General features: G+C 67.2%; 16 protein-coding genes. 8 read left to right on the top strand and 8 right to left on the bottom strand.

Going from position 1 to position 20,065, the window contains the following annotated elements; genetic code table 11:
* Positions 1-58: 58 nt before the first annotated feature.
* From grpE to dnaJ, 3 genes are all read left to right on the top strand, one after another.
* On the top strand, positions 59-574 hold the full coding sequence (gene grpE, locus AC5P74_RS14220) for a nucleotide exchange factor GrpE (RefSeq protein WP_005416181.1): 516 nt from the start codon (positions 59-61) through the stop codon (positions 572-574).
* A gap of 180 nt (positions 575-754) precedes the next feature.
* Positions 755-2,677 (top strand): molecular chaperone DnaK, encoded by a 1,923-nt coding sequence (gene dnaK, locus AC5P74_RS14215; RefSeq protein WP_005409241.1) that lies wholly within the window; start codon positions 755-757, stop codon positions 2,675-2,677.
* Between the two features lie 154 nt (positions 2,678-2,831).
* Positions 2,832-3,956: a molecular chaperone DnaJ gene (gene dnaJ, locus AC5P74_RS14210; protein ID WP_346608173.1), complete on the top strand. Its 1,125-nt coding sequence runs from the start codon at positions 2,832-2,834 to the stop codon at positions 3,954-3,956.
* A 122-nt stretch (positions 3,957-4,078) separates the two neighbouring features.
* Here the strand turns inward: dnaJ and AC5P74_RS14205 are convergent, their stop codons facing one another.
* Positions 4,079-4,876, bottom strand: a complete 798-nt coding sequence (locus tag AC5P74_RS14205) for an AraC family transcriptional regulator (RefSeq protein ID WP_049416914.1) — start codon at positions 4,874-4,876, stop codon at positions 4,079-4,081.
* A 72-nt stretch (positions 4,877-4,948) separates the two neighbouring features.
* Between AC5P74_RS14205 and AC5P74_RS14200 the strand changes: the two genes are divergently transcribed.
* From AC5P74_RS14200 to AC5P74_RS14190, 3 genes are all read left to right on the top strand, one after another.
* A complete protein-coding gene (locus AC5P74_RS14200) occupies positions 4,949-6,148 on the top strand; it encodes an MFS transporter (protein WP_171958238.1) in 1,200 nt (399 codons plus the stop codon).
* A gap of 555 nt (positions 6,149-6,703) precedes the next feature.
* Complete coding sequence (gene pdxY, locus AC5P74_RS14195) at positions 6,704-7,612, top strand: pyridoxal kinase (protein WP_095377747.1); 909 nt, start codon at positions 6,704-6,706, stop codon at positions 7,610-7,612.
* Positions 7,609-8,733 (top strand): prephenate dehydrogenase, encoded by a 1,125-nt coding sequence (locus tag AC5P74_RS14190; RefSeq protein ID WP_206620134.1) that lies wholly within the window; start codon positions 7,609-7,611, stop codon positions 8,731-8,733. The genes pdxY and AC5P74_RS14190 overlap by 4 nt, the downstream gene beginning before the upstream one ends.
* Before the next feature lie 230 nt (positions 8,734-8,963).
* Here the strand turns inward: AC5P74_RS14190 and AC5P74_RS14185 are convergent, their stop codons facing one another.
* The 5 genes from AC5P74_RS14185 to AC5P74_RS14165 all read right to left on the bottom strand — a co-directional run bounded on the left by AC5P74_RS14185 (position 8,964) and on the right by AC5P74_RS14165 (position 13,141).
* Positions 8,964-9,158, bottom strand: coding sequence for a hypothetical protein (locus tag AC5P74_RS14185; protein ID WP_005416191.1), 195 nt, complete (start codon positions 9,156-9,158; stop codon positions 8,964-8,966).
* Between the two features lie 70 nt (positions 9,159-9,228).
* Complete coding sequence (locus AC5P74_RS14180) at positions 9,229-11,001, bottom strand: ABC transporter transmembrane domain-containing protein (protein WP_053500873.1); 1,773 nt, start codon at positions 10,999-11,001, stop codon at positions 9,229-9,231.
* Positions 10,994-11,590 carry an IMPACT family protein gene (locus AC5P74_RS14175; protein ID WP_005416193.1) on the bottom strand — a complete coding sequence of 199 codons (597 nt, stop codon included), beginning with the start codon at positions 11,588-11,590 and terminating at the stop codon, positions 10,994-10,996. The genes AC5P74_RS14180 and AC5P74_RS14175 overlap by 8 nt, the downstream gene beginning before the upstream one ends.
* Before the next feature lie 40 nt (positions 11,591-11,630).
* Positions 11,631-12,626: a hypothetical protein gene (locus AC5P74_RS14170; RefSeq protein WP_346608101.1), complete on the bottom strand. Its 996-nt coding sequence runs from the start codon at positions 12,624-12,626 to the stop codon at positions 11,631-11,633.
* Entirely contained in the window at positions 12,623-13,141 is a 519-nt protein-coding gene (locus AC5P74_RS14165) for an RNA polymerase sigma factor (protein ID WP_229298559.1), read from the bottom strand. Before AC5P74_RS14165 ends, AC5P74_RS14170 begins: the two co-directional genes overlap by 4 nt.
* Positions 13,142-13,388: 247 nt before the next feature.
* Between AC5P74_RS14165 and AC5P74_RS14160 the strand changes: the two genes are divergently transcribed.
* Positions 13,389-16,229, top strand: a complete 2,841-nt coding sequence (locus AC5P74_RS14160; RefSeq protein WP_346608102.1) for a bifunctional diguanylate cyclase/phosphodiesterase — start codon at positions 13,389-13,391, stop codon at positions 16,227-16,229.
* Positions 16,230-16,248: 19 nt separating this feature from the next.
* Here AC5P74_RS14160 and AC5P74_RS14155 read toward each other — a convergent pair whose 3' ends face one another.
* Together AC5P74_RS14155 and AC5P74_RS14150 are read right to left on the bottom strand one after the other, a co-directional pair.
* On the bottom strand, positions 16,249-16,842 hold the full coding sequence (locus AC5P74_RS14155; protein ID WP_005416197.1) for an LOG family protein: 594 nt from the start codon (positions 16,840-16,842) through the stop codon (positions 16,249-16,251).
* A gap of 271 nt (positions 16,843-17,113) precedes the next feature.
* Positions 17,114-18,610 (bottom strand): aminotransferase class III-fold pyridoxal phosphate-dependent enzyme, encoded by a 1,497-nt coding sequence (locus AC5P74_RS14150; protein WP_005416198.1) that lies wholly within the window; start codon positions 18,608-18,610, stop codon positions 17,114-17,116.
* Positions 18,611-18,820: 210 nt separating this feature from the next.
* On the opposite strand from AC5P74_RS14150, the gene queA reads away from it, so the two are divergent.
* On the top strand, positions 18,821-19,888 hold the full coding sequence (gene queA, locus AC5P74_RS14145; RefSeq protein WP_346608103.1) for a tRNA preQ1(34) S-adenosylmethionine ribosyltransferase-isomerase QueA: 1,068 nt from the start codon (positions 18,821-18,823) through the stop codon (positions 19,886-19,888).
* Positions 19,889-20,065 lie beyond the last annotated feature (177 nt).

The following is a 20,065-nucleotide window of genomic DNA, read 5'->3' as shown; positions in this document are numbered from 1 at the left end:
AGCATCCCGCCCACACTAGGGTGGGTGGAGGCGGAGAGTGACCGCCAGGGACCCAGACATGAACCACGAACATCCAGATATCGAATCCCAGCAGAGTGCCGCCGATGCGGCTGCCACCGCCGGCGTCAACGACGAAGTCGAGCGCCTGCGCGCCGAAGTCGAGCAGGTCAAGGCCGATGCGCTGCGTGAGCGCGCCGACCTGGAAAACCAGCGCAAGCGTGTTGCCCGTGACATCGAGCAGGCCCGCAAGTTCGCCAACGAGAAGCTGCTGGGCGAGCTGCTGCCGGTGTTCGACAGCCTGGATGCCGGCCTGAAGGCCGCTGGCGACGACCCGCACCCGCTGCGCGAAGGCCTGGAGCTGACCTACAAGCAGCTGCTGAAGGTCGCCGCCGACAACGGCCTGGCGCTGCTGGATCCGATCGGCCAGCCGTTCAACCCGGAACACCACCAGGCCATCAGCCAGGTGCCGACCCCGGGCGCGGCCCCGGGCAGCGTGGTGACCGTGTTCCAGAAGGGCTACCTGCTCAACGAGCGCCTGCTGCGGCCGGCGCTGGTGGTGGTGGCCGCCGACTGATCCGGCAGGGCCGGGCGGCAGACAGGCCCGTCACCCGACCCGACGCTGAACGCGCCGGATCGTCGGAAACACAGCGTTCGGGAGGTGGCTTGAATGTTCCACGAGCCTCCCCCACATCGTATTCATCCACCGGCCGCACGGCCGGACTGACCCCAACAAGCATCCTCAGGAGTCTCCCCCATGGGCAAGATCATTGGTATCGACCTCGGCACCACCAACTCGTGCGTGGCGATCATGGACGGCGGCAAGGCCCGCGTCATCGAGAATTCGGAAGGCGATCGCACCACCCCGTCGATCGTCGCCTACACCAAGGACGGCGAAGTTCTGGTCGGCGCCTCGGCCAAGCGCCAGGCCGTCACCAACCCGAAGAACACCTTCTACGCGGTGAAGCGCCTGATCGGCCGCAAGTTCACCGACGCCGAAGTGCAGAAGGACATTGCCCACGTCCCGTACAGCATCCTCGCCCATGACAATGGCGACGCCTGGGTCGCCACCAGCGACGGCAAGAAGATGGCCCCGCAGGAAATCTCGGCCAAGGTGCTGGAGAAGATGAAGAAGACCGCCGAGGACTTCCTCGGTGAGAAGGTCACCGAAGCGGTCATCACCGTGCCGGCCTACTTCAACGACAGCCAGCGCCAGGCGACCAAGGACGCCGGCCGCATCGCCGGCCTGGACGTCAAGCGCATCATCAACGAGCCGACCGCGGCTGCGCTGGCCTATGGCCTGGACAAGGGCGACAACAAGGATCGCAAGATCGTGGTGTACGACCTGGGCGGCGGCACCTTCGACGTCTCGGTGATCGAGATCGCCAACGTCGACGGCGAGAAGCAGTTCGAAGTGCTGGCCACCAACGGCGACACCTTCCTGGGTGGCGAAGACTTCGACAACCGCGTCATCGAATACCTGGTTGAAGAATTCAACAAGGACCAGGGCATCGACCTGCGCAAGGATCCGCTGGCCCTGCAGCGCCTGAAGGATGCTGCCGAGCGCGCCAAGATCGAGCTGTCCAGCGCCCAGCAGACCGAAGTGAACCTGCCGTATGTCACTGCTGACGCCTCGGGTCCGAAGCACCTGAACATCAAGCTGACCCGTGCCAAGCTGGAAGCGCTGGTGGACGACCTGATCAAGAAGTCGATCGAGCCGTGCCGCGTCGCCCTGAACGATGCCGGCCTGCGTTCGAGCGACATCAGCGAAGTGATCCTGGTCGGCGGCCAGACCCGCATGCCGAAGGTGCAGCAGGCGGTGACCGAGTTCTTCGGCAAGGAACCGCGCAAGGACGTCAACCCGGACGAAGCCGTGGCACTGGGTGCGGCGATCCAGGGCGGCGTGCTGGGCGGCGACGTCAAGGACGTGCTGCTGCTGGACGTGACCCCGCTGTCGCTGGGTATCGAAACCATGGGTGGCGTGTTCACCAAGATCATCGAGAAGAACACCACCATCCCGACCAAGGCCTCGCAGGTGTTCTCCACCGCCGAGGACAACCAGTCGGCCGTGACCGTGCACGTGCTGCAGGGTGAGCGCGAACAGGCCCGCTTCAACAAGTCGCTGGCCAAGTTCGACCTGTCCGGCATCGAGCCGGCCCCGCGCGGCCTGCCGCAGGTGGAAGTGTCCTTCGACATCGACGCCAACGGCATCCTGCACGTGTCGGCCAAGGACAAGAAGACCAACAAGGAACAGAAGGTCGAGATCAAGGCCGGTTCGGGCCTGTCCGAGGAGGAGATCGCGCGCATGGTCGCCGACGCGGAAGCCAACCGCGAAGAAGACAAGAAGTTCCAGGAACTGGTGCAGGCCCGCAACCAGGCCGACGCCCTGATCCACGGCACCCGCAGCGCCATCACCGAGCACGGCAGCAAGGTCGGCGGCGATGTCATCGGCAAGGTCGAGGCGGCGCTGGCTGACCTGGAAACCGCGATGAAGGGCGACGACAAGGCACAGATCGAAGCCAAGTCGAAGGCACTGGAAGAAGCTGGCCAGTCGCTGTTCGCCGCTGCTTCGGCCGACCAGGGCGGTGCCCCGGGTGCCGACGCCGGCAATGCCGGCAAGGCGCAGGACGACGTGGTCGACGCTGAGTTCACCGAAGTCAAGGACGACAAGAAGTCCTGATCCGGACCGACGCGGGACGCTGGCCACCAGCGTCCCGTTGTCGCATCAGGGTCCTGACCGCCTACCGGCGTGTCGGGGCGCCCGACGCAAGAGCGGACCTGGTTCCGCTCTTCCGCTTTGACGAATCCCGACGTTCCGGAACCCGATTCACGATATGAGCAAGCGCGATTACTACGAAGTGCTGGGCGTTGCCCGCACCGCCACCGACGAAGAGCTGAAGAAGGCCTACCGTCGCTGCGCGATGAAGTTCCACCCGGACCGCAACCCGGGTGATGCGGCGGCCGAAGCCTCCTTCAAGGAGTGCAAGGAAGCCTACGAAGTGCTGTCCGACGGCAACAAGCGCCGCATGTACGACAGCCACGGCCACGCCGCGTTCGAGCATGGCATGGGGGGTGGTGGTCCGGGCGGCCCGGACATGAACGATATCTTCGGCGATATCTTCGGCAACATTTTTGGCGGTGGCGGCGGTGGTCCGCGCCAGGCCCGTCGCGGCGCCGACATCGGCTACGTGATAGAACTGGACCTGGAAGAGGCCGTGCGCGGCGTCGAGCGCCGGATCGAGATCCCGACCCTGGCCGAATGCGGCGACTGCGATGGCAGTGGCTCCGAAGACGGCAAGGTCGAGACCTGCAACGTGTGCCATGGCCGTGGTCAGGTGCGCATCCAGCGCGGCATCTTCGCCATGCAGCAGGCCTGCCACAACTGCGGCGGCCGTGGCCAGATCATCGCCAAGCCCTGCAAGACCTGCCACGGCAACGGCCGTGTCGAGGAAGACAAGGTGCTGTCGGTGAAGGTGCCGGCCGGCGTCGACACCGGCGACCGCATCCGCCTGCAGGGCGAGGGCGAGGCCGGCCCGGCCGGCACGCCGCCGGGCGACCTGTACGTGGAAGTGCGCGTGCGCGAGCATGCCATCTTCCAGCGCGATGGCGATGATCTGCACTGTGAAGTGCCGATCCGCATCTCGCAGGCGGCGCTTGGCGACACCGTGCGCGTGGCCACCCTTGGCGGCGAAGCGGAGATCCGTATCCCGGCCGAGACCCAGACCGGCAAGCTGTTCCGCCTGCGCGGCAAGGGCGTGCGTTCGGTGCGCAGCCGCAGCGAAGGCGACCTGTACTGCCGCGTGGTGGTGGAGACGCCGGTGAACCTCACCAACGAGCAGCGCAAGCTGCTGGAACAGTTCGAAGCCACCTTCGTCGGCGAGGAAGCGCGCAAGCATTCGCCGAAATCGGCCACTTTCATCGACGGCGTGAAGGGCTTCTGGGACCGGATGACGTCCTGAGTTTTTCAACGGAAGCGTTGAGCGGAAGCGCCGGGCCATGCCCGGCGTTCTCGTTTGCGATCCGCGATGCTTTCCGCCGGGCATGCGCCGTGATGGTGGATCCACGCCATGCGTGGACGGCGTTACCGGAAAAACGCCGCAGGTGTCTGCCCCAGCTGGCGCTTGAACATGCTGGTGAACGCGCTGGGGCTGTCGTAGCCCGTCGCCAGCGCGACATCGATGACCTTGTCGCCGATCGCCAACCGCTCCATCGCGGCCAGCAGCCGTGCCTGCTGCCGCCACTGCCCGAAGGTCATGCCCAGCTCGGTGGCGAAGCGCCGCTGGATGGTTTTCACGTCCACCTCCAGCGCCTGTGCCCAGTCCTGCAGCGTGGCGTCATCGCCGGGGTGCTTCTGCAGGTGCTGGCAGATCCGCTGCAGGCGCGGGTCGCTTGGCGCAGGCAGGTGCAACGGCAGTACGTCCATGCGGTGCAGCTCGTCCAGCAGCAGGCGGACCACGCGGCCATCGCGGCTGTCCTCGATGTGCTCGCCCTTGACCAGCGTGGCGGCCTGCAGCAGCTCGCGCAGCAGGGGCGAGACCTGCACCGCGAACGGCTCGGCCGGCAGGTGCAAGGCGAACGACGGATCGATGTACAGGCTGCGCATGTGCACGGCGGCGATGCAGTCCACCGCGTGCACCATGCCGGCCGGCATCCAGATCGCGCGGTTTGATGGGACCACCCAGCGCCCGACTTCCGACCGCACCACCATCAGGCCGGAGATGGCGTAGACCAGCTGGTGGCGCTGGTGCTTGTGACCAGGGATGTGGGTACCTACCGGGTACTGGGTGACCCGATAGGTGACCGGTCGATGCAGTGGAACCTCCCGCCAGGGCGCGGCCGGATCGACGTCACTGGCAATGTCCTTTTTGCGATAGGGCATGACCTGAACGCGGCAGAAGGGAGAGAGGGGCAACCGTAGCATGCGTGGCTCGCCCCCAACCTGACTGCGTCCATGTCCACCCTGGCTTCTCCCGCAACGACCTCACGCCCGGCGGCTCCCGGCGTGCTGGCCGCCATCTCCACCTCGCACGTCGTCAACGACATGATGCAGTCGCTGATCCTGGCCATCTATCCGGTGATCAAGGGCGGCTTCAATCTCAGCTTCACCCAGATCGGCCTGATCACGCTGACTTACCAGCTCACTGCGTCGATCTTCCAGCCGTTGATCGGTGTAGCCACCGACCGCCGCCCGGCACCGTATTCGCTACCGATCGGCATGGCCTCGACCTTGTGCGGCATGCTGCTGCTCGGCTTCGCGCCGAACTACGCGATGGTGCTGCTGGCAGCGGCAATGGTCGGCATCGGCTCGGCGATCTTCCATCCGGAGGCCTCGCGCATCGCGCGGCTCGCCTCGGGCGGCCGTCATGGCTTCGCACAGTCGGTGTTCCAGGTGGGGGGCAATTTCGGTACCGCGTTGGGCCCGCTGATTGCGGCGGCAGTGATCGTGCCGTACGGCCAGCATGCCGCGTCGTGGTTCGCAGGCGCGGCCCTGATCGGCATCGCATTGCTGACCTATGTTGGCCGCTGGTACGCGTTGCATCTGGGCACGCCGCGCCCGGCCAGTACCGCCTCGATGGCGCCGCGCCATCCACCACGCACGGTGGCCAAGGTGCTGGCGATCCTGCTGGTGCTGATCTTCAGCAAGTACTTCTACATGGCCAGCATCGGCAGCTACTTCACCTTCTACCTGATCCACCATTTCGGCATTCCGGTGGCGCAGGCGCAGCTGCACCTGTTCGCGTTCCTGGTGGCGTCCGCCGCTGGCGGCTTCCTCGGCGGCCCGTTGGGTGACCGGATCGGCCGCAAGCCGATCATCTGGACCTCGATCCTCGGCGTGGCGCCTTTCGCGCTGATGCTGCCGCATGCCGACCTGTTGTGGACGACGGTGCTGGCGGTGCTGATCGGCTTCGTGCTGTCTTCGGCGTTCTCGGCGATCGTGGTCTATGCGCAGGAGATGATGCCGCACCGCATCGGCATGGTGTCCGGCCTGTTCTTCGGTTTCGCGTTTGGCATGGGCGGGCTGGGTGCCGCCGTGCTCGGCCTGCTGGCGGACAAGACCAGCATTGAGTACGTCTACCAGCTGACCGCGTTCCTGCCGCTACTCGGCATCGTGGCGGCGTGGCTGCCGCCGTCGCGGCCTGCTGCTCACTGAGAGGTTTTGGTTTGCAGGGCTTGCAGCCCTGCACCTGCCGAAGCAACGTCAACGTCAAAAGCTGGCTATCCGCGGGTTGGCAGGGTGGGTCCGGTTGCAGGGGACGCCGTAAACCCATCCATGGGGGCTTGGCCGCGGCATCCATGCCGCGGACACCCCTGCAACCGGACCCACCCCGCCTTCGACAGTTGGCCGCGATCTGTTGGAGCAGCACTCTGCTCTGGTGGGTGTCGACCTTGGTCGACACGGTAGATCCACGCCATGCGTGGATGAATTCATTCGATGTCTGACAGATGTGTCGACCAAGGTCGACACCTACCAACAGACATCCGGAATCTGTCAAAGGCGGGGCGGTGTGGGTGGGCAGGACCGTTGGCGCCATGGATGGCGCCATCGAGCCCCATGGATGGGTTTACGGCGTGTCCTGACCACCCACACCGCCCCGCCACCCCACGGATAGCTCGCTTTTGCCGTTGCCGTTGCCGTTGCTTGCAGCTTCGGCAGGTGCAGGGCTGCAAGCCCTGCCGAACACTCCACCGGGCGTAGAATGCGGCCATGAGCGAATCCCTTGATAACCACCTGGTCCACGGCCGCCGCCAGCGGCCGGATGGCCCCTCGCCGATCGATGTCATCTCGGTCCAGTCGCAACTTGTCTACGGCCACGCCGGCAACAGCGCCGCCGTACCGCCGATGCGCGCGCTGGGCGTGCGCGTGGCGGAAATCCCGACCGTGCTGCTGAGCAATGCGCCTTTCTACGACACCACGCGTGGCCGCGTGCTGCCCGCTGACTGGTTCGCCGACCTGCTGCTGGGCAGCCACGAGCGTGGCCTGCCACAACGGGCGAAGATGCTGGTCTCCGGCTACTTCGGCAGCACCGCCAACGGCGCCGCCTTCGCCGACTGGCTGGACGGGATCCTGCCGGCCTGCCCGCAGCTGCGCTATTGCCTGGACCCGGTGATTGGCGATACGCACACCGGCCCCTACGTGGAACCCGGGCTGGAAGCGATCTTCGCCGAGCGCCTGTTGCCGCATGCCTGGCTGGTGACGCCGAACGCTTTCGAACTGAATCGCCTGACCGGCATGCCGGCGCTGGCCGAGGCCGATGCCATCGCCGCCGCGCGCACGCTGCTGGATCGCGGCCCGCATTGGGTGATCGCGCACAGCGTGGGCGGCACCCCGGGTGAACTGGTGACCCTGGCCGTCGGCCGCGAGGAAACCTGGCGCTGGACCTCGCCGCTGCTGCCGGTGGACGTGGCGGGTACCGGCGATGTGCTGATGTCGCTGGTGGTGTCGTTCCTGCTGCGCGGCGAATCGATGCAGCAGGCGATTTCGCGTGCGATTGCCGGCACCCATGCGGCGCTGGAGGCGACCCTGGACAACGGCTTCGAGGAATTCGACGTGGTCGCCGCCGCGCCGGCGGCGCTGGCCGAAGGCACGCGCTTCCGCGCCGAACGCGTTGCATGAGCGGCCTGGACCCACGCACGCCGCGCACGGTCGGCATCGTCGGCAGCGCTGGCGCCTACGGGCGCTGGCTGACCCGCTTCTTCCAGCAGCACCTGCAGTTGCAGGTGATCGGCCACGATCCGGCCGACCCAGGTTCGCACACGCCGGAACACCTGCTGGCGCAGGCCGATGTGCTGGTGTTCTCGGCACCGATCCGGCACACCCCGGCGTTGATCGCCGAGTACGTGCGGCAATCGGCGGGCCGCGAGCAGGGCAGGCTGTGGCTGGATGTGACCTCGGTAAAGGAGGCGCCGGTGCAGGCGATGCTGGCGTCGCGGGCCGAAGTGGTCGGCCTGCACCCGATGACCGCGCCGCCGAAGGCGCCGACCCTGAAGGGCAGGGTGATGGTGGTCTGCGAAGCGCGGCTGCAGCTTTGGCAGGCGTGGGTCGATACGCTGTGCGCCGCGCTGCAGGCCGAGTGCGTGCGGGCCACGCCGCAGCACCACGACCAGATGATGGCGCTGGTGCAGGCGATGGTGCATGCCACCCATCTGGCCCAGGCCGGCGTGTTGCGCCAGTACCAGCCGCAGCTGGGCGATCTGGCTGCGATGATGCCGTACCGTTCGGCATCGTTCGAGCTGGATACGGCGATCATTTCGCGCATCCTGTCGCTCAACCCGGCGATCTACGAAGACATCCAGTTCGGCAACCCGTACGTGGCGCCGATGCTGGAGCGGCTGGTGGGCCAGCTGCACGCATTGCAGGCCCAGGTCGTGCAGGGTGACGACGGTGCACGTGGTGCATTCCGCGAGCAGCTGCTGTCGGCCAATCGCACTGCCTTCGGCGAGCAGGCGCTGGCGGACGGCAACTACACGTTCGAACGCGTGGGCTATCTGCTGGCTGACCTGACCGAGCGCAACGCGCTGTCAGTACACCTGCCGGAAGATCGGCCCGGCTCGCTGCGCGAGCTGCTGAACGTGTTCGAGCAGCATCGCATCAGCCTGGCCTCGATCCATTCCTCACGTACGCCTGGTGGCGAAGTGCACTTCCGCATCGGGTTCATCGCCGGCAGTGATCCGGCAGCGATCACCCGGGCGGCCGCGGAAGTGGACGCCAGCGGCATCGGGCGGGTGCTCGGCTGACCACATTCATCCACAGGCGGTGTGGATGGATCCTGAGCAAACGTGTGGATAACCTCGTTCAGGCCTTGGCAGCGAAGGCTGTCAAGATGGTTGGTCAAAAATTGATCACGCATTTTGTAGCGTCGAGTCATGCCCGACCGCCCTTGGCAAAAAGCGTGTCGACCAAGGTCGACACCTACCAGAGCGGGGCGATACGAAATCCGGTAGCGCCGGGCCATGCCCGGCGAACCTCAAATCGTCAACCGCAGTTCACCACCACTGGTGGTGAACTCACGCCCATTGCGCACCAGCTGGCGCCCGTCATCCAGCTCATAGCGCGGCGTGGCTTCGGAGTGGTGCCCGCTGCCGTTCGCCTCGGGCTTGAATTCGATGATGATGTGGCTTTCGCCATTACTGTCGACGGCGGGGAACTGACGGAACGACATCGCGTACCTCCTTCAGCGGATGCTGCGGGTGCGGGGCCAGCTTGGTCTTGCCGATGTTAGCCGGCCGTCATCAATCGATGAACTGCAGTCGTGCCAGTTCAGCGTAAAGTCCGCCTTCGGCCAGCAGCTGCGCATGGGTACCTTCGGCGACGATGCGGCCCTGGTCCATCACCACGATGCGGTCGGCCTTGAGCACGGTGGCCAGGCGGTGGGCGATGACCAGCGTGGTGCGACCGGCCATCAGCCGCTCAAGTGCCTGCTGCACGCCATGCTCGCTCTGCGCATCCAGTGCGCTGGTGGCCTCATCGAGCAGCAGGATCGGCGCATCCTTCAGCAACGCGCGGGCGATCGCCACGCGCTGCTGCTGGCCACCGGACAGGCGTGCGCCGCGCTCGCCCAGTTCACTGTCGTAGCCTTGTGGCAATGCCCGCAGGAAGCCATCGGCCTCTGCTGCACGTGCGGCGTCCTCGACCTCGGCGTCGCTGGCCTGCAGCCTGCCGTAGCGGATGTTGTCGCGTGCACTGGCTGCGAACAGCGTCGGCTGCTGCGGTACCAGTGCCAGCTGCGCGCGCAGCTCGGCCGGATCGACCTGGCGCACGTCGATGCCATCCACGCAGATGCGGCCGCTGGCCGGATCGTGGAAGCGCAGCAGCATCGACAGGACCGTGCTCTTGCCTGCGCCCGACGGGCCGACCAGGGCCACGGTCTCACCCGGGCGGACATGCAGGTTGAAGTGGTCCAGCGCGGCCTGGTCCGGGCGCTGCGGGTAGTGGAACACCACGTCGTCGAACTGGATTTCGCCGCGTAGCGGTTGCGGCAGTGCGTGCGGCTGCGCCGGCGCACGGATCTCGATGTCTTCCTGCAGCAGCTCGCCGATACGGCCCATGCCACCGGCCGCACGCTGCAGCTCGTTCCACACTTCGGCCAGGGCGCCCACCGAGCCGCCGCCGATCAGCGCGTACAACACGAACTGGCCCAGCGTGCCGGCACTGAGGCGGCCGTCGATGACATCGTGCGCGCCCAGCCACAGCACGCCAACGATGGCGCCAAACACCAACAGGATGGCACTGGCGGTAACCAGCGATTGCGCACCGATGCGCCGGCGTGCGGCACCGATGGCATCGCCCAGCGCCTTGTCAAAGCGCCCGCGCTCATAGGGCTCGCGCGCATGCGCCTGCACCGTGCGCACGGCGCCCAGCGTCTCGCTGGCCAGGCTGTTGGCATCGGCGATGCGGTCCTGGCTGCTGCGCGCAACCGTACGCAGCTTGCGCGCGCCGACGATGATCGGCAGCACCGCCAGCGGGATGCCGAGCAGTGACCACGCGGCCAGCCGCGGGCTGGTGACGAACAGCATCGCCAGGCTGCCGACCACGGTTACGCTGCTGCGCAGGGCGACCGACATGGTCGAGCCGACCACGCTGCGCAGCAGTTCGCTGTCGGCGGTCAGGCGCGAGACCAGTTCGCCGCTGCGGCTGCGGTCGTGGAAACCGGCGCCGAGCTGGATCAGGTGTGCATACAGGCGGCTGCGCAGGTCGGCGACGACCTTCTCGCCCAGCAGCGACACGAAGAAGAACCGTGCGGCCGTCGCCAGTGCCAGCACCACCGCCACCAGCATCAGCAGGGCGAAGGCACGGTTGATCTGGCCACCGCTGGTGAAGCCGTGGTCGATCATCTGCTTCACGGCGGGGGGCAGGCTCAGCGTGGCGGCCGAAGAGACCGCCAGGGCAAGCAGCCAGGCGGTGAACAACCCGCTGTGGCGGCGCACGAACGGCCACAACGTCCGCAGGCTGCCAAGGCGGCGCAGCGGCGGGGTCGAGGCAGGGGCGTCGTCCTTGTCAGTCATCCTGGTTGTCGTCTTGTATGCGGATACGGTCACGGGTGGCGTCGCGCAGGCGGATTTTCAATGCATCGACCTGATCGGCCGGCAATTCGGCCCGCAGGCACACGCCGTTGGCATCGAACTGTTCATCGAGTTTCCCGGCGCCGAAGGCGGGCAGGGTGGCGTGCAGGATGCCCAGGTCCTCGAAGCCGGCCAGCAGCTGCAGCCGGGCCATCGCCACCAGGGGCAGGCGGGGGGCGGTGCGCAGGCACTCGGCGGCAGCGCCACCGTAGGCGCGCACCAGTCCACCGGCGCCCAGCTTGATGCCGCCGAACCAGCGCGTCACCACCACCATCACACGGTCGAAACCCTGGCCATCGATTGCCGCCAGGATCGGTCGTCCGGCCGTTCCAGCGGGCTCGCCATCATCGCTGGAGCGGTAGTCCTGGCCGTACCGGTAGGCCCAGCAGTTGTGGGTCGCGTCGGCTGCTGCAACCTGCTGCAGGATCGCCATGGCCGCTGCGGCGCTGTCGATCGGCGCAGCATGGGCGATGAAACGACTGTGTTTGACTTCCAGCGTGTGGCTGACAGGCTGGGCGAGGGTATCGAGCATTCCCGTCATTCTACGGGGTCGCCGGAGGTCACGTTCTGCTTCAGTCGTCCAGCAACGGGCGCAGGTCGCGCGGCAGGCGGGCTTCCGGATACTGCTGCACGTAGCGCTCCAGGCTGGCGCGGGCCAGATCGCGCTGGCCGTCGTCGCGTCGCGCGCGGATCTTCTGCAGCCACTGCCGGCGCGGCAGTCGCGCGTCGGCGTCCACCTCGGCCTGCACGGCATCCGCGCTCAGGCCCGCGTCGCTGCCGCGGCGCATGATGCCCGGTGCGGAACGGCTGGGCGCCTCACGCTTCATCGAGGTGATCTCCACCCGATCCAGCGCCTGCGTCCGCTCGGCCTCGGCGGCATTGGTTGCCGGTGCCGTGGTCGTGCGTGCTTTCATTGCCCCGGACGCTGCTGGCGCGAATGCCGGTTCGGGTGCGGGTGCCGAGTAGGCGGCCGGTGCAGGTGGCGCTGGCGGTGCTGCAGCCGGAGCGGGCGGGAGCGCCGCAAAGGAGGTGTCGGCGGCCGCATCCGCGGCCATGGACCGTGCAGCCTGGGCCGGCGCTTCAGCGGTCTTGGCCGGCGCAGGCTTGTGCGCACGCGCGATGGCCGGTGCCGGGGCAGCGGAAACAGGGGCGGACTCGGGTGCTGCCGGAGCAGCGGCCGGTTCCACAACCGCCACTGCGCTGTCGGCTGAACCACTTCCAGCGGCCTGATCGGCAGCCGCGACGTCTTCTGCCGCAGCCGGTGCTGCGGCAACAGCAGTCTCGCCCGCCGGAACCGGTGGCGGTTCAGGACGCAGCTGCCAGGCGATGCCGATGGCGAACACCATCGAAGCGGCGATGCCGAACACCGCTGGCCAACGCGGGCCTGTGCGCTGCTTGCGCGGCGCCTCGGGAGAGGCAGCAACATCGGTACCCGGAGCGTCAACCGCGGCACGCGCCGCGGCCAGGATGGCGGCGTCCAGTGCGGCCGGTGGTGCCTGCTCGGCGCGACGGCCGAGCAGCCGGGCCAGCTCGCGTTCTTCCGGCGTCAGCGGTTCGTCTCGGTTCATGCGTTCAATCCCGCACGCAGCTTGTCCATCGCATAGCGCAGCCGCGATTTCACGGTTTCCCGGCCTACGCCGGTGATCTGGCCGATCTCCTCCAGGCTCAGTTCCTGATCCAGCCGCAGTTGCAGCACTTCGCGCTGCTCGGGCGGCAATTGCTCCATCGCCAGCTGGATGCGGCGACGTTGTTCGAATTCGGAAAGCTCGGCTTCCGGGGTCTGCCCGTCCTCGATCGCGGCCAGGCGCAGGTCGGCGTCGGCCGGCGCGGCAGGGCGATGGCGGGCGGCGCGCCAATGGTCGTTCAGGCGGTTGTGGGCGATGCGGAACAGCCAGGTGCTGAACGCTGCTTCGGGCTGCCACCCGGCACGGGCGCTGATCACCCGCTGCCAGACGTCCTGGAAGATCTCCTCGGCCAGCGCGTTGTCGCGCAGTTGGCGCAGCAGGAAACCGAACAGTCGCTTGCGATGGCGCGCATACAGGCTTTCGAACGCGTGCAGGTCGCCGCCGGCCCAGGCCAGCATCAAGGCTTCATCGGTTGGCAGTGCGCTGGCTTCCACGGCGTACAGGGTAAGGCCTGCAGGCGATGGCGCATAGCCGGTGGCAGGGGCGGGCAGGGCGAGGGTCATGGCTCGGAAGAGGCTGCGGACGGCAGGAAAAACGTACGGGCGCACGATTCGGGGTTTACGGGCTTCCATTGCCCCCCGGGTGGCGCGCTATGCTCGTCGGCTCAGGGGAGGCGACGCATCGACGGCGCCAAGAGATTGTCATTTGTCCACGCATGCTGAACCGGCGGAAGGGCCACAACACGAGGCCGTGCTGAGCACGGCGCTGGTGCGCGCGTTGCATGCGCTTTTGCCGGAAACGGCCTTGGTCCGCGTCGGCTGGGACGACCCGCAGCTCGGGCGTGGTCAGGGCGGGTGGCCGGCCGACGGGGCGGCAGGCGCGTTCACTGCGCCGGGCATCGGCGAGGGCTCCCATGGCTGGGAACATGACGGTGCACGCCTGCAGTTGTCGGTGGAAGGCGCCGTGCCTTCCGCGGCGTGGTGGGGGCTGGCCCGTCAGGCCATGGAACTGGCGCTGCAGCGTGGCCGCCAGGCCGGGCAGATCAAGGCGCTGGAAGAAGCTGAACGGTTGCAGCAGGCGCTGTTCCAGATCGCCGATCTGGCCGGCGCCGATCTGGAAATGTCGGAGATGCTGCGTCACGTGCACGGCGTGCTCGGCACGCTGATGTATGCCGAGAACTGCTACATCGTTGAATACGATGATGTGCGTGACCAGATCCGCTTCCTGTACTTCGCCGACCAGGTCGACGATTTCGTCGCCGACCCGACGCAGAGCCATGACGCCGCCGAGATGCCGCGCAGCTTGACCGTCGCGCTGCTGCGCCATGGCAAGCCGCTCAGCGGACCCTCGCGCGAACTGCTGGCGCGCGTGGTCGAGCAGGAGCACGACCCGCAGCGTGGCCCCGAAAGCCTGGACTGGCTGGGTGTGCCGATGCTGCGCGATGGCCGGGTATGCGGCGCGATCGTGGTGCAGAGCTATGAGCTGGCGGCCCGTTATGGCGAGGCCGAGCGGGCGTTGCTGGGCTTTGTCGCGCAGCACGTGCAGACTGCGATGGATCGGCGCCAGGCGCAGGTCCGGCTGGAGCAACAGGTGGAGCGGCGTACGCTGGAACTGCAGCGCGCCAACCACAGCCTGCAGGACGAAGTAACCGAGCGCCGGCGCGCCGAGCAACTGCAGACCGCGCTGTACAACATTGCCGAAATGGCGATGTCGGCCGACAGCCTGGCCCAGTTCTACGGGCAGGTGCATGGCGTGGTCGGGCGCCTGCTCGATGCGCGCAACTTCTATATCGCGCTGGTGAACGTAAGCGGCAACGGCCTGGACTTCGTCTATTCGGTGGACGAGCACAATGCCAGCCGTGCACCTCGTCCGTTCAGTCGCGGCCTGACCGAATACGTGGTGCGCAACCGGCGGCCCCTGCTGGCCTCACGCGCCCAGATCGATGCGCTGCTGGCCAGTGGGGAGGTGCGTGAATCCGGCGCGCGCTCGCATTGCTGGCTGGGCGTGCCGCTGCTGCGCGATGACGAGGTGGTCGGTGCGATCGTGGTGCAGAGTTACAGCGAGAACAGTACGTTCAGCGTGCACGATCAGCGGCTGTTGACGTTCGTTGCGCAGAACATCGGAACCGGGTTGGCGCGCCAGCGCGACCAGCAACGGCTGCGTTTGGCGCATGCCGAACTGGAAAAGCGCGTGGAGGAACGCACGCGTGAGCTGGCCGAGGTCAACGAGAAGTTGCTCGGCCAGATCGGCGAGCGCCTGCGGGCCGAGCAACGCCTGACCCATCAGGCCATGCACGATGCGCTGACCGGCCTGCCCAACCGGCTGCACCTGCTCGATCGCCTGCAGGATGCGCTGGCGCTGGCCAAGCGCGAGGGTGGGCCGGTGTTCGCCGTGCTGTTCCTCGACCTGGATCGCTTCAAGCTGGTCAACGACAGCATCGGCCACGCCGCGGGTGACCGCATGCTGGTGGAGGTGGCCAAGCGCATCGTATCGATGGCCGGTGCCGATGATGTGGTGGCACGGCTGGGCGGTGATGAATTCGCGGTACTGCTGCAATGCCCGCAGGGCCTGGCACAGGCACTGGATTTCGGCCAGCGCCTGCTGCTGGCACTGCAGGAGTCGATGTGGATCGCCGGCCGCGAACTGTTCCCGTCCGGCAGCCTGGGCATCGCGCTGTGGAATCCGCGCTACCGTACCGGCGAGGAGCTGCTGCGTGATGCGGACGCGGCGATGTACCGGGCCAAGGCGCAGGGCCATGACCGCTGCGCGATCTTCGACGAGGACATGCGTGAACAGGCCATGCGCAGCCTCGACCTGGAAGCCGATCTGCGGCGCGCGATCAACAACCGTGATTTCGTTCCGTTCTTCCAGCCGATCGTGCGCCTGTCCGATGGCGAAGTGGTGGGACATGAGGCATTGCTCCGCTGGCAGCACGAGCGTCGTGGCCTGCTGTTGCCCGGCGCGTTCCTGGAGCTGGGAGAGGAAAGCGGCCTGATCGAACAGGTCGACTGGCTGATCTACGAGCAGGTCATCGCGCGCCTGGCCGAAGGTGGGCAGAGCTATGTCTCGGTGAACGTTTCGCCGCGCCATTTCCGCTCGGCCGAGTTCAGCGACCGCCTGTTCGGCCTGCTCGACGCGTGTGGCGCCGATCCGCGCCGGCTGCGGCTGGAGATTACCGAGGTCGCGCTGCTGGACGATGCGCCGCACACGCTGCGCATCCTGCAGGGCCTGCGCGAGCGTGGCATCCAGGTGCAGCTGGACGACTTTGGTACCGGCTTCTCTGCGCTGTCCTACCTGCACCGATTCCCGATCAGTACATTGAAGATCGACCAGAGTTTCATCGCCGGCCTGCACGGGCCGGAAGTGCAGAGCACGCGCGCGCTGGTCGAAGGCGTGCTGTCACTGGCCCGCACCCTGGGCATCGAAACCATTGGCGAAGGCATCGAGACCGAGGCGCAGCGGCAGACACTGCGCGAACTCGGTTGCGACTATGGCCAGGGATACCTGCTGGGCCGTCCCGCACCGTGGGCACGGACGCTGGCGTGAGCCACCGCGACGGTTCGCTTCAGCGCAGAGCCGAGCGACGTTTCTCGTCGATCCACTTCGAGGCCTGCGCCGGCTGGTAGTTCTGCATCCACACCAGCATTTCCTCGATGTCCGAGCCGTACCAGAGGTCCTGGCGCTGGTCCGGATGCAGGAAACGCTCTTCCACCATGCGGTCGATCATGCCGATCAGCGGCGCGTAGAAACCTTCCACATCGAGGAACGCGCACGGCTTGTTGCCGATGCCAAGCTGGCGCCAGGTCAGCATCTCGAAGATCTCTTCCATGGTGCCGAAGCCACCGGGCAGGGCAACGAAGCCATCGGCGAGGTCGAACATGCGCGACTTGCGCTCATGCATCGAGCCGACGATCTCCAGTTCGGTCAGGCCACGGTGGGCCACTTCCCAGTCGGCCAGCTGGCGCGGGATCACGCCGGTCACCTCGCCGCCAGCGGCGAGCACGGCGTTGGCCACGGTACCCATCAGGCCAACGTTGCCGCCGCCATACACCAGGCGCAGGCCATCGCGGGCAATGCGGTCGCCCAGTGCAATGGCGCGTTCGGTATAGGCCGGCTTGCTGCCAGCGTTGGAACCACAGTACACACAGATCGATTTCATGGATCTTCCTGTCTCTTGGCCGGAAACGAAAACGCCCCGTCGCCGACCGCAGGGCGGTCAGAGACGGGGTGTCAGTGGATTATGAGGCCTTGACAGGCCTTCTGTAGCGCCGAGCCGCGCCGCGTTTAACCGGCGGTGCCATTGCAAACCTCGCATCGCAATGCGCGCGGAGCCCTCCGTTCCGGGGGGATGGTTCCGGGCTCGGCTGCGCTTCGTCCAGATCACGGCAAAGGCCAGCCGAGCATGGGCTCGGCTCTACGTAAGCGACGGCTTACGCCGCCGCGGCCTGCTCGCGGCGCGGGCCTTCACGCAGGGCACGGCCCACCATGGCCACCAGCAGGTCCAGCTCCTGGCTGTCCATGCCGAAGTGCGGGGTGAAGCGCAGCGAGTTCTCACCACCGTGAATCACGTTGATGCCGTGCTGGCGCAGCCATTCCTCGGTGGAGTTGGCGCCATAACACTTGAACTGCGGGGCCAGCTCGCACGAGAACAGCAGCCCGGTGCCCTGCACCTTGGTGATCAGGCCGCCCAGCTCGCTCTTGAGCTGTTCCAGCTTGCGCACGGCCTCGGCACCGCGCTCGGCGATGTTGGCGCGTACTTGTGGGGTCAGCTGCGCCAGGGTGGCGCAGGCGACGTCCAGCGCACGCGGGTTGCTGGTCATGGTGTTGCCGTAGATGCCCTTGCGGTACAGCTGCGCAGCATGCTCGGTCACCGCCAGCACCGACAGCGGGTACTGCGCGGCGTTGAGCGCCTTGGAATAGGTCTCCATGTCCGGCGGGTCAAGGCCTTCAAAGCCCGGGTAATCGACCACCGACAGCACGCCATGCGCGCGCAGGCCGGCCTGGATCGAGTCGAGCAGCAGCAGGCTGCCATGCGCACGGGTCAGCTCACGGGCAACGGCATAGAACGACGGCGGCACCGAACGGCCCGGGTCGCCTTCGCCCATCACCGGCTCCAGGAATACGGCTTCGATGAACCATTGGTTGCGTGCAGCATCCTCGAACACCTTGCGCAGGCCGGCCTCGTCGTAAGGCGCCACGGTGATCACCGAGTCCTCGCCACGGTAGCTGGCCAGGTGCTGCATGTAGCTCTTGCGGCTGGAATCCGAATAGAGGGCAGGGCGGTCGGTACGGCCATGGAAGCTGCCCTTGACCACCACGCGCTTGATCGTAGCGCCGGCGTGACGTGCGCCAGGATCGGTCTGCAGCTTGGCGTTGACGTCGGCGATGCGCGCGGCCAGGCCGACGGCTTCGGAGCCGGAATTCAGGCACATGAAACGGGCGAACGGGCAGCCGCCACGGCGGTGGCCGATCTCGGCGCGCAGGGCGGTGATGAAGCGCTGCTGCGACAGGCTGGGGGTCATGATGTTGGCCATCACCTGTGGGCGCGCCATGGCCTCCAGCACGGCGTCCGGGGTGTGCCCGAAGCCGAGCATGCCGTAGCCGCCGGCGTCGTACAGCACGGCGCCCTTCAGGGTGACCACCCATGGGCCGCGCGCGGCCAGCGCCACGTACGGGGTCACCGCGTCATCGGCATAGAAATTGACGAATCCGTCCTGCATCGCGTCGATCTGTGCCTGTTCGTCCTGCGCCAGCAGCGGCCCCAGGTCGGCCTGCACGCGCGCGAATTCCTCGGCGGCGGCGTCCACTGCGGCGATCAGCTGCGGGTGGTTGGCGGACAGGGCGGTCAGGGTGGCATCGTCCAGGCCGGTGGTGAGGCGGGTGCCGGGCTGGTTGCGCAGGGGGGCGAGGCGTTCGATGAAGCTCATTGCAGATCTCCTGAAACAATGGGTCGCACGGGCCATCAAAAGCAAAACGCGCGTCATCACGCGCGCTTGGGGCAGGCTCGTGCAGCGGACTTCCGGTTCGATGCTAGCACTTGTTTTTTTGCGCGATAACCCCGCAGAAACCTGCTGCATAGCAGCATTTTGCGCGACGTTCGCCGCGAAGTGCGCCGGCTCGCAGACGCTGGACGTACAATGCGCGCCATTGTCGACCTGTTGCCGCCCACCGCCTTGAAGAAGTCCGATTTCCACTACGACCTGCCGGCTGAACTGATCGCGCAGGCTCCCCTGGCCGAACGCTCCGCCAGCCGCCTGCTGCTGGTACCGCCGGCACCTGCCGCCTTCACCGACCTGCAGGTGCGTGACCTGCCGTCGCTGCTGCAGCCGGGCGACCTGCTGGTGTTCAACGACACCCGGGTGATCCCGGCGCGCCTGTTCGGGCAGAAGGCCAGCGGCGGCCGCGTGGAGATCCTGATCGAGCGCCTGCTCGGCGGTCAGCAGGCGCGTGCGCAGGTCGGCGCCAGCAAGTCGCCGAAGGCCGGCAGTCGCATCGCGCTGGATGCCGGTGGCGAAGCCGAGGTGCTGGGCCGCGATGGCGAGTTCTACGTGCTGCAGTTCCATGTGCCGGAGTCGCTGGAGCAGTGGCTGCTGCATGCCGGCCGCCTGCCGTTGCCGCCCTACATCCAGCGCGAGCCGGGCGTGGACGACCGCGAGCGGTACCAGACCGTGTTCGCGCGCGAGGTAGGCGCGGTGGCTGCACCGACCGCCGGCCTGCATTTCGACGAGCCGCTGCTGGCGGCGCTGAAGGACAAGGGCGTGGAGTTCGGCCACGTCACCCTGCATGTGGGTGCGGGCACCTTCCAGCCGGTGCGCGCCGATGACCTGAAGGACCACGTGATGCACCGCGAGTGGCTGAACGTCGGCGCCGAACTGGTGCGGCAGGTGCGGCGCACGCGCGGCGGCGGCGGCCGGGTGATCGGCGTCGGCACCACCGTGGTGCGCGCGCTGGAAAGCGCGATGCGCGATGGCGAGCTGCTGCCGTTCGCCGGCGAGACCCAGATCTTCATCACGCCGGGCTACCGCATCCGCAGCGTCGACGCGATGGTGACCAATTTCCACCTGCCGGAAAGCACGCTGCTGATGATGATCTCGGCGTTTGCAGGCAAGGACCGCGTGTTCGAGGCCTACCGGCACGCGATCGAGCAGCGCTACCGCTTCTTCAGCTACGGCGACGCGATGCTGCTGTTCCCGCAGGCGGGGTAGGGCGCTGACCTCTGCCTGCTTGGGGTGGGTGCGCACCGTTGGTGCGCACTTGCAGGTGCCTGGAGACCAGGAAAGCCACGCATGGCGTGGCTCTACTGCCGTGCCGTTCAGGCCTGAATGGGCGGTCGAGCCGGTTTTGGGAGACAATAGACAACTATTTGCCTGAACGACCGCTCC

Source organism: Stenotrophomonas sp. YJH_SMC_94-11 (assembly GCF_059370435.1).
This window is presented reverse-complemented; position numbering and strand designations above follow the sequence as displayed.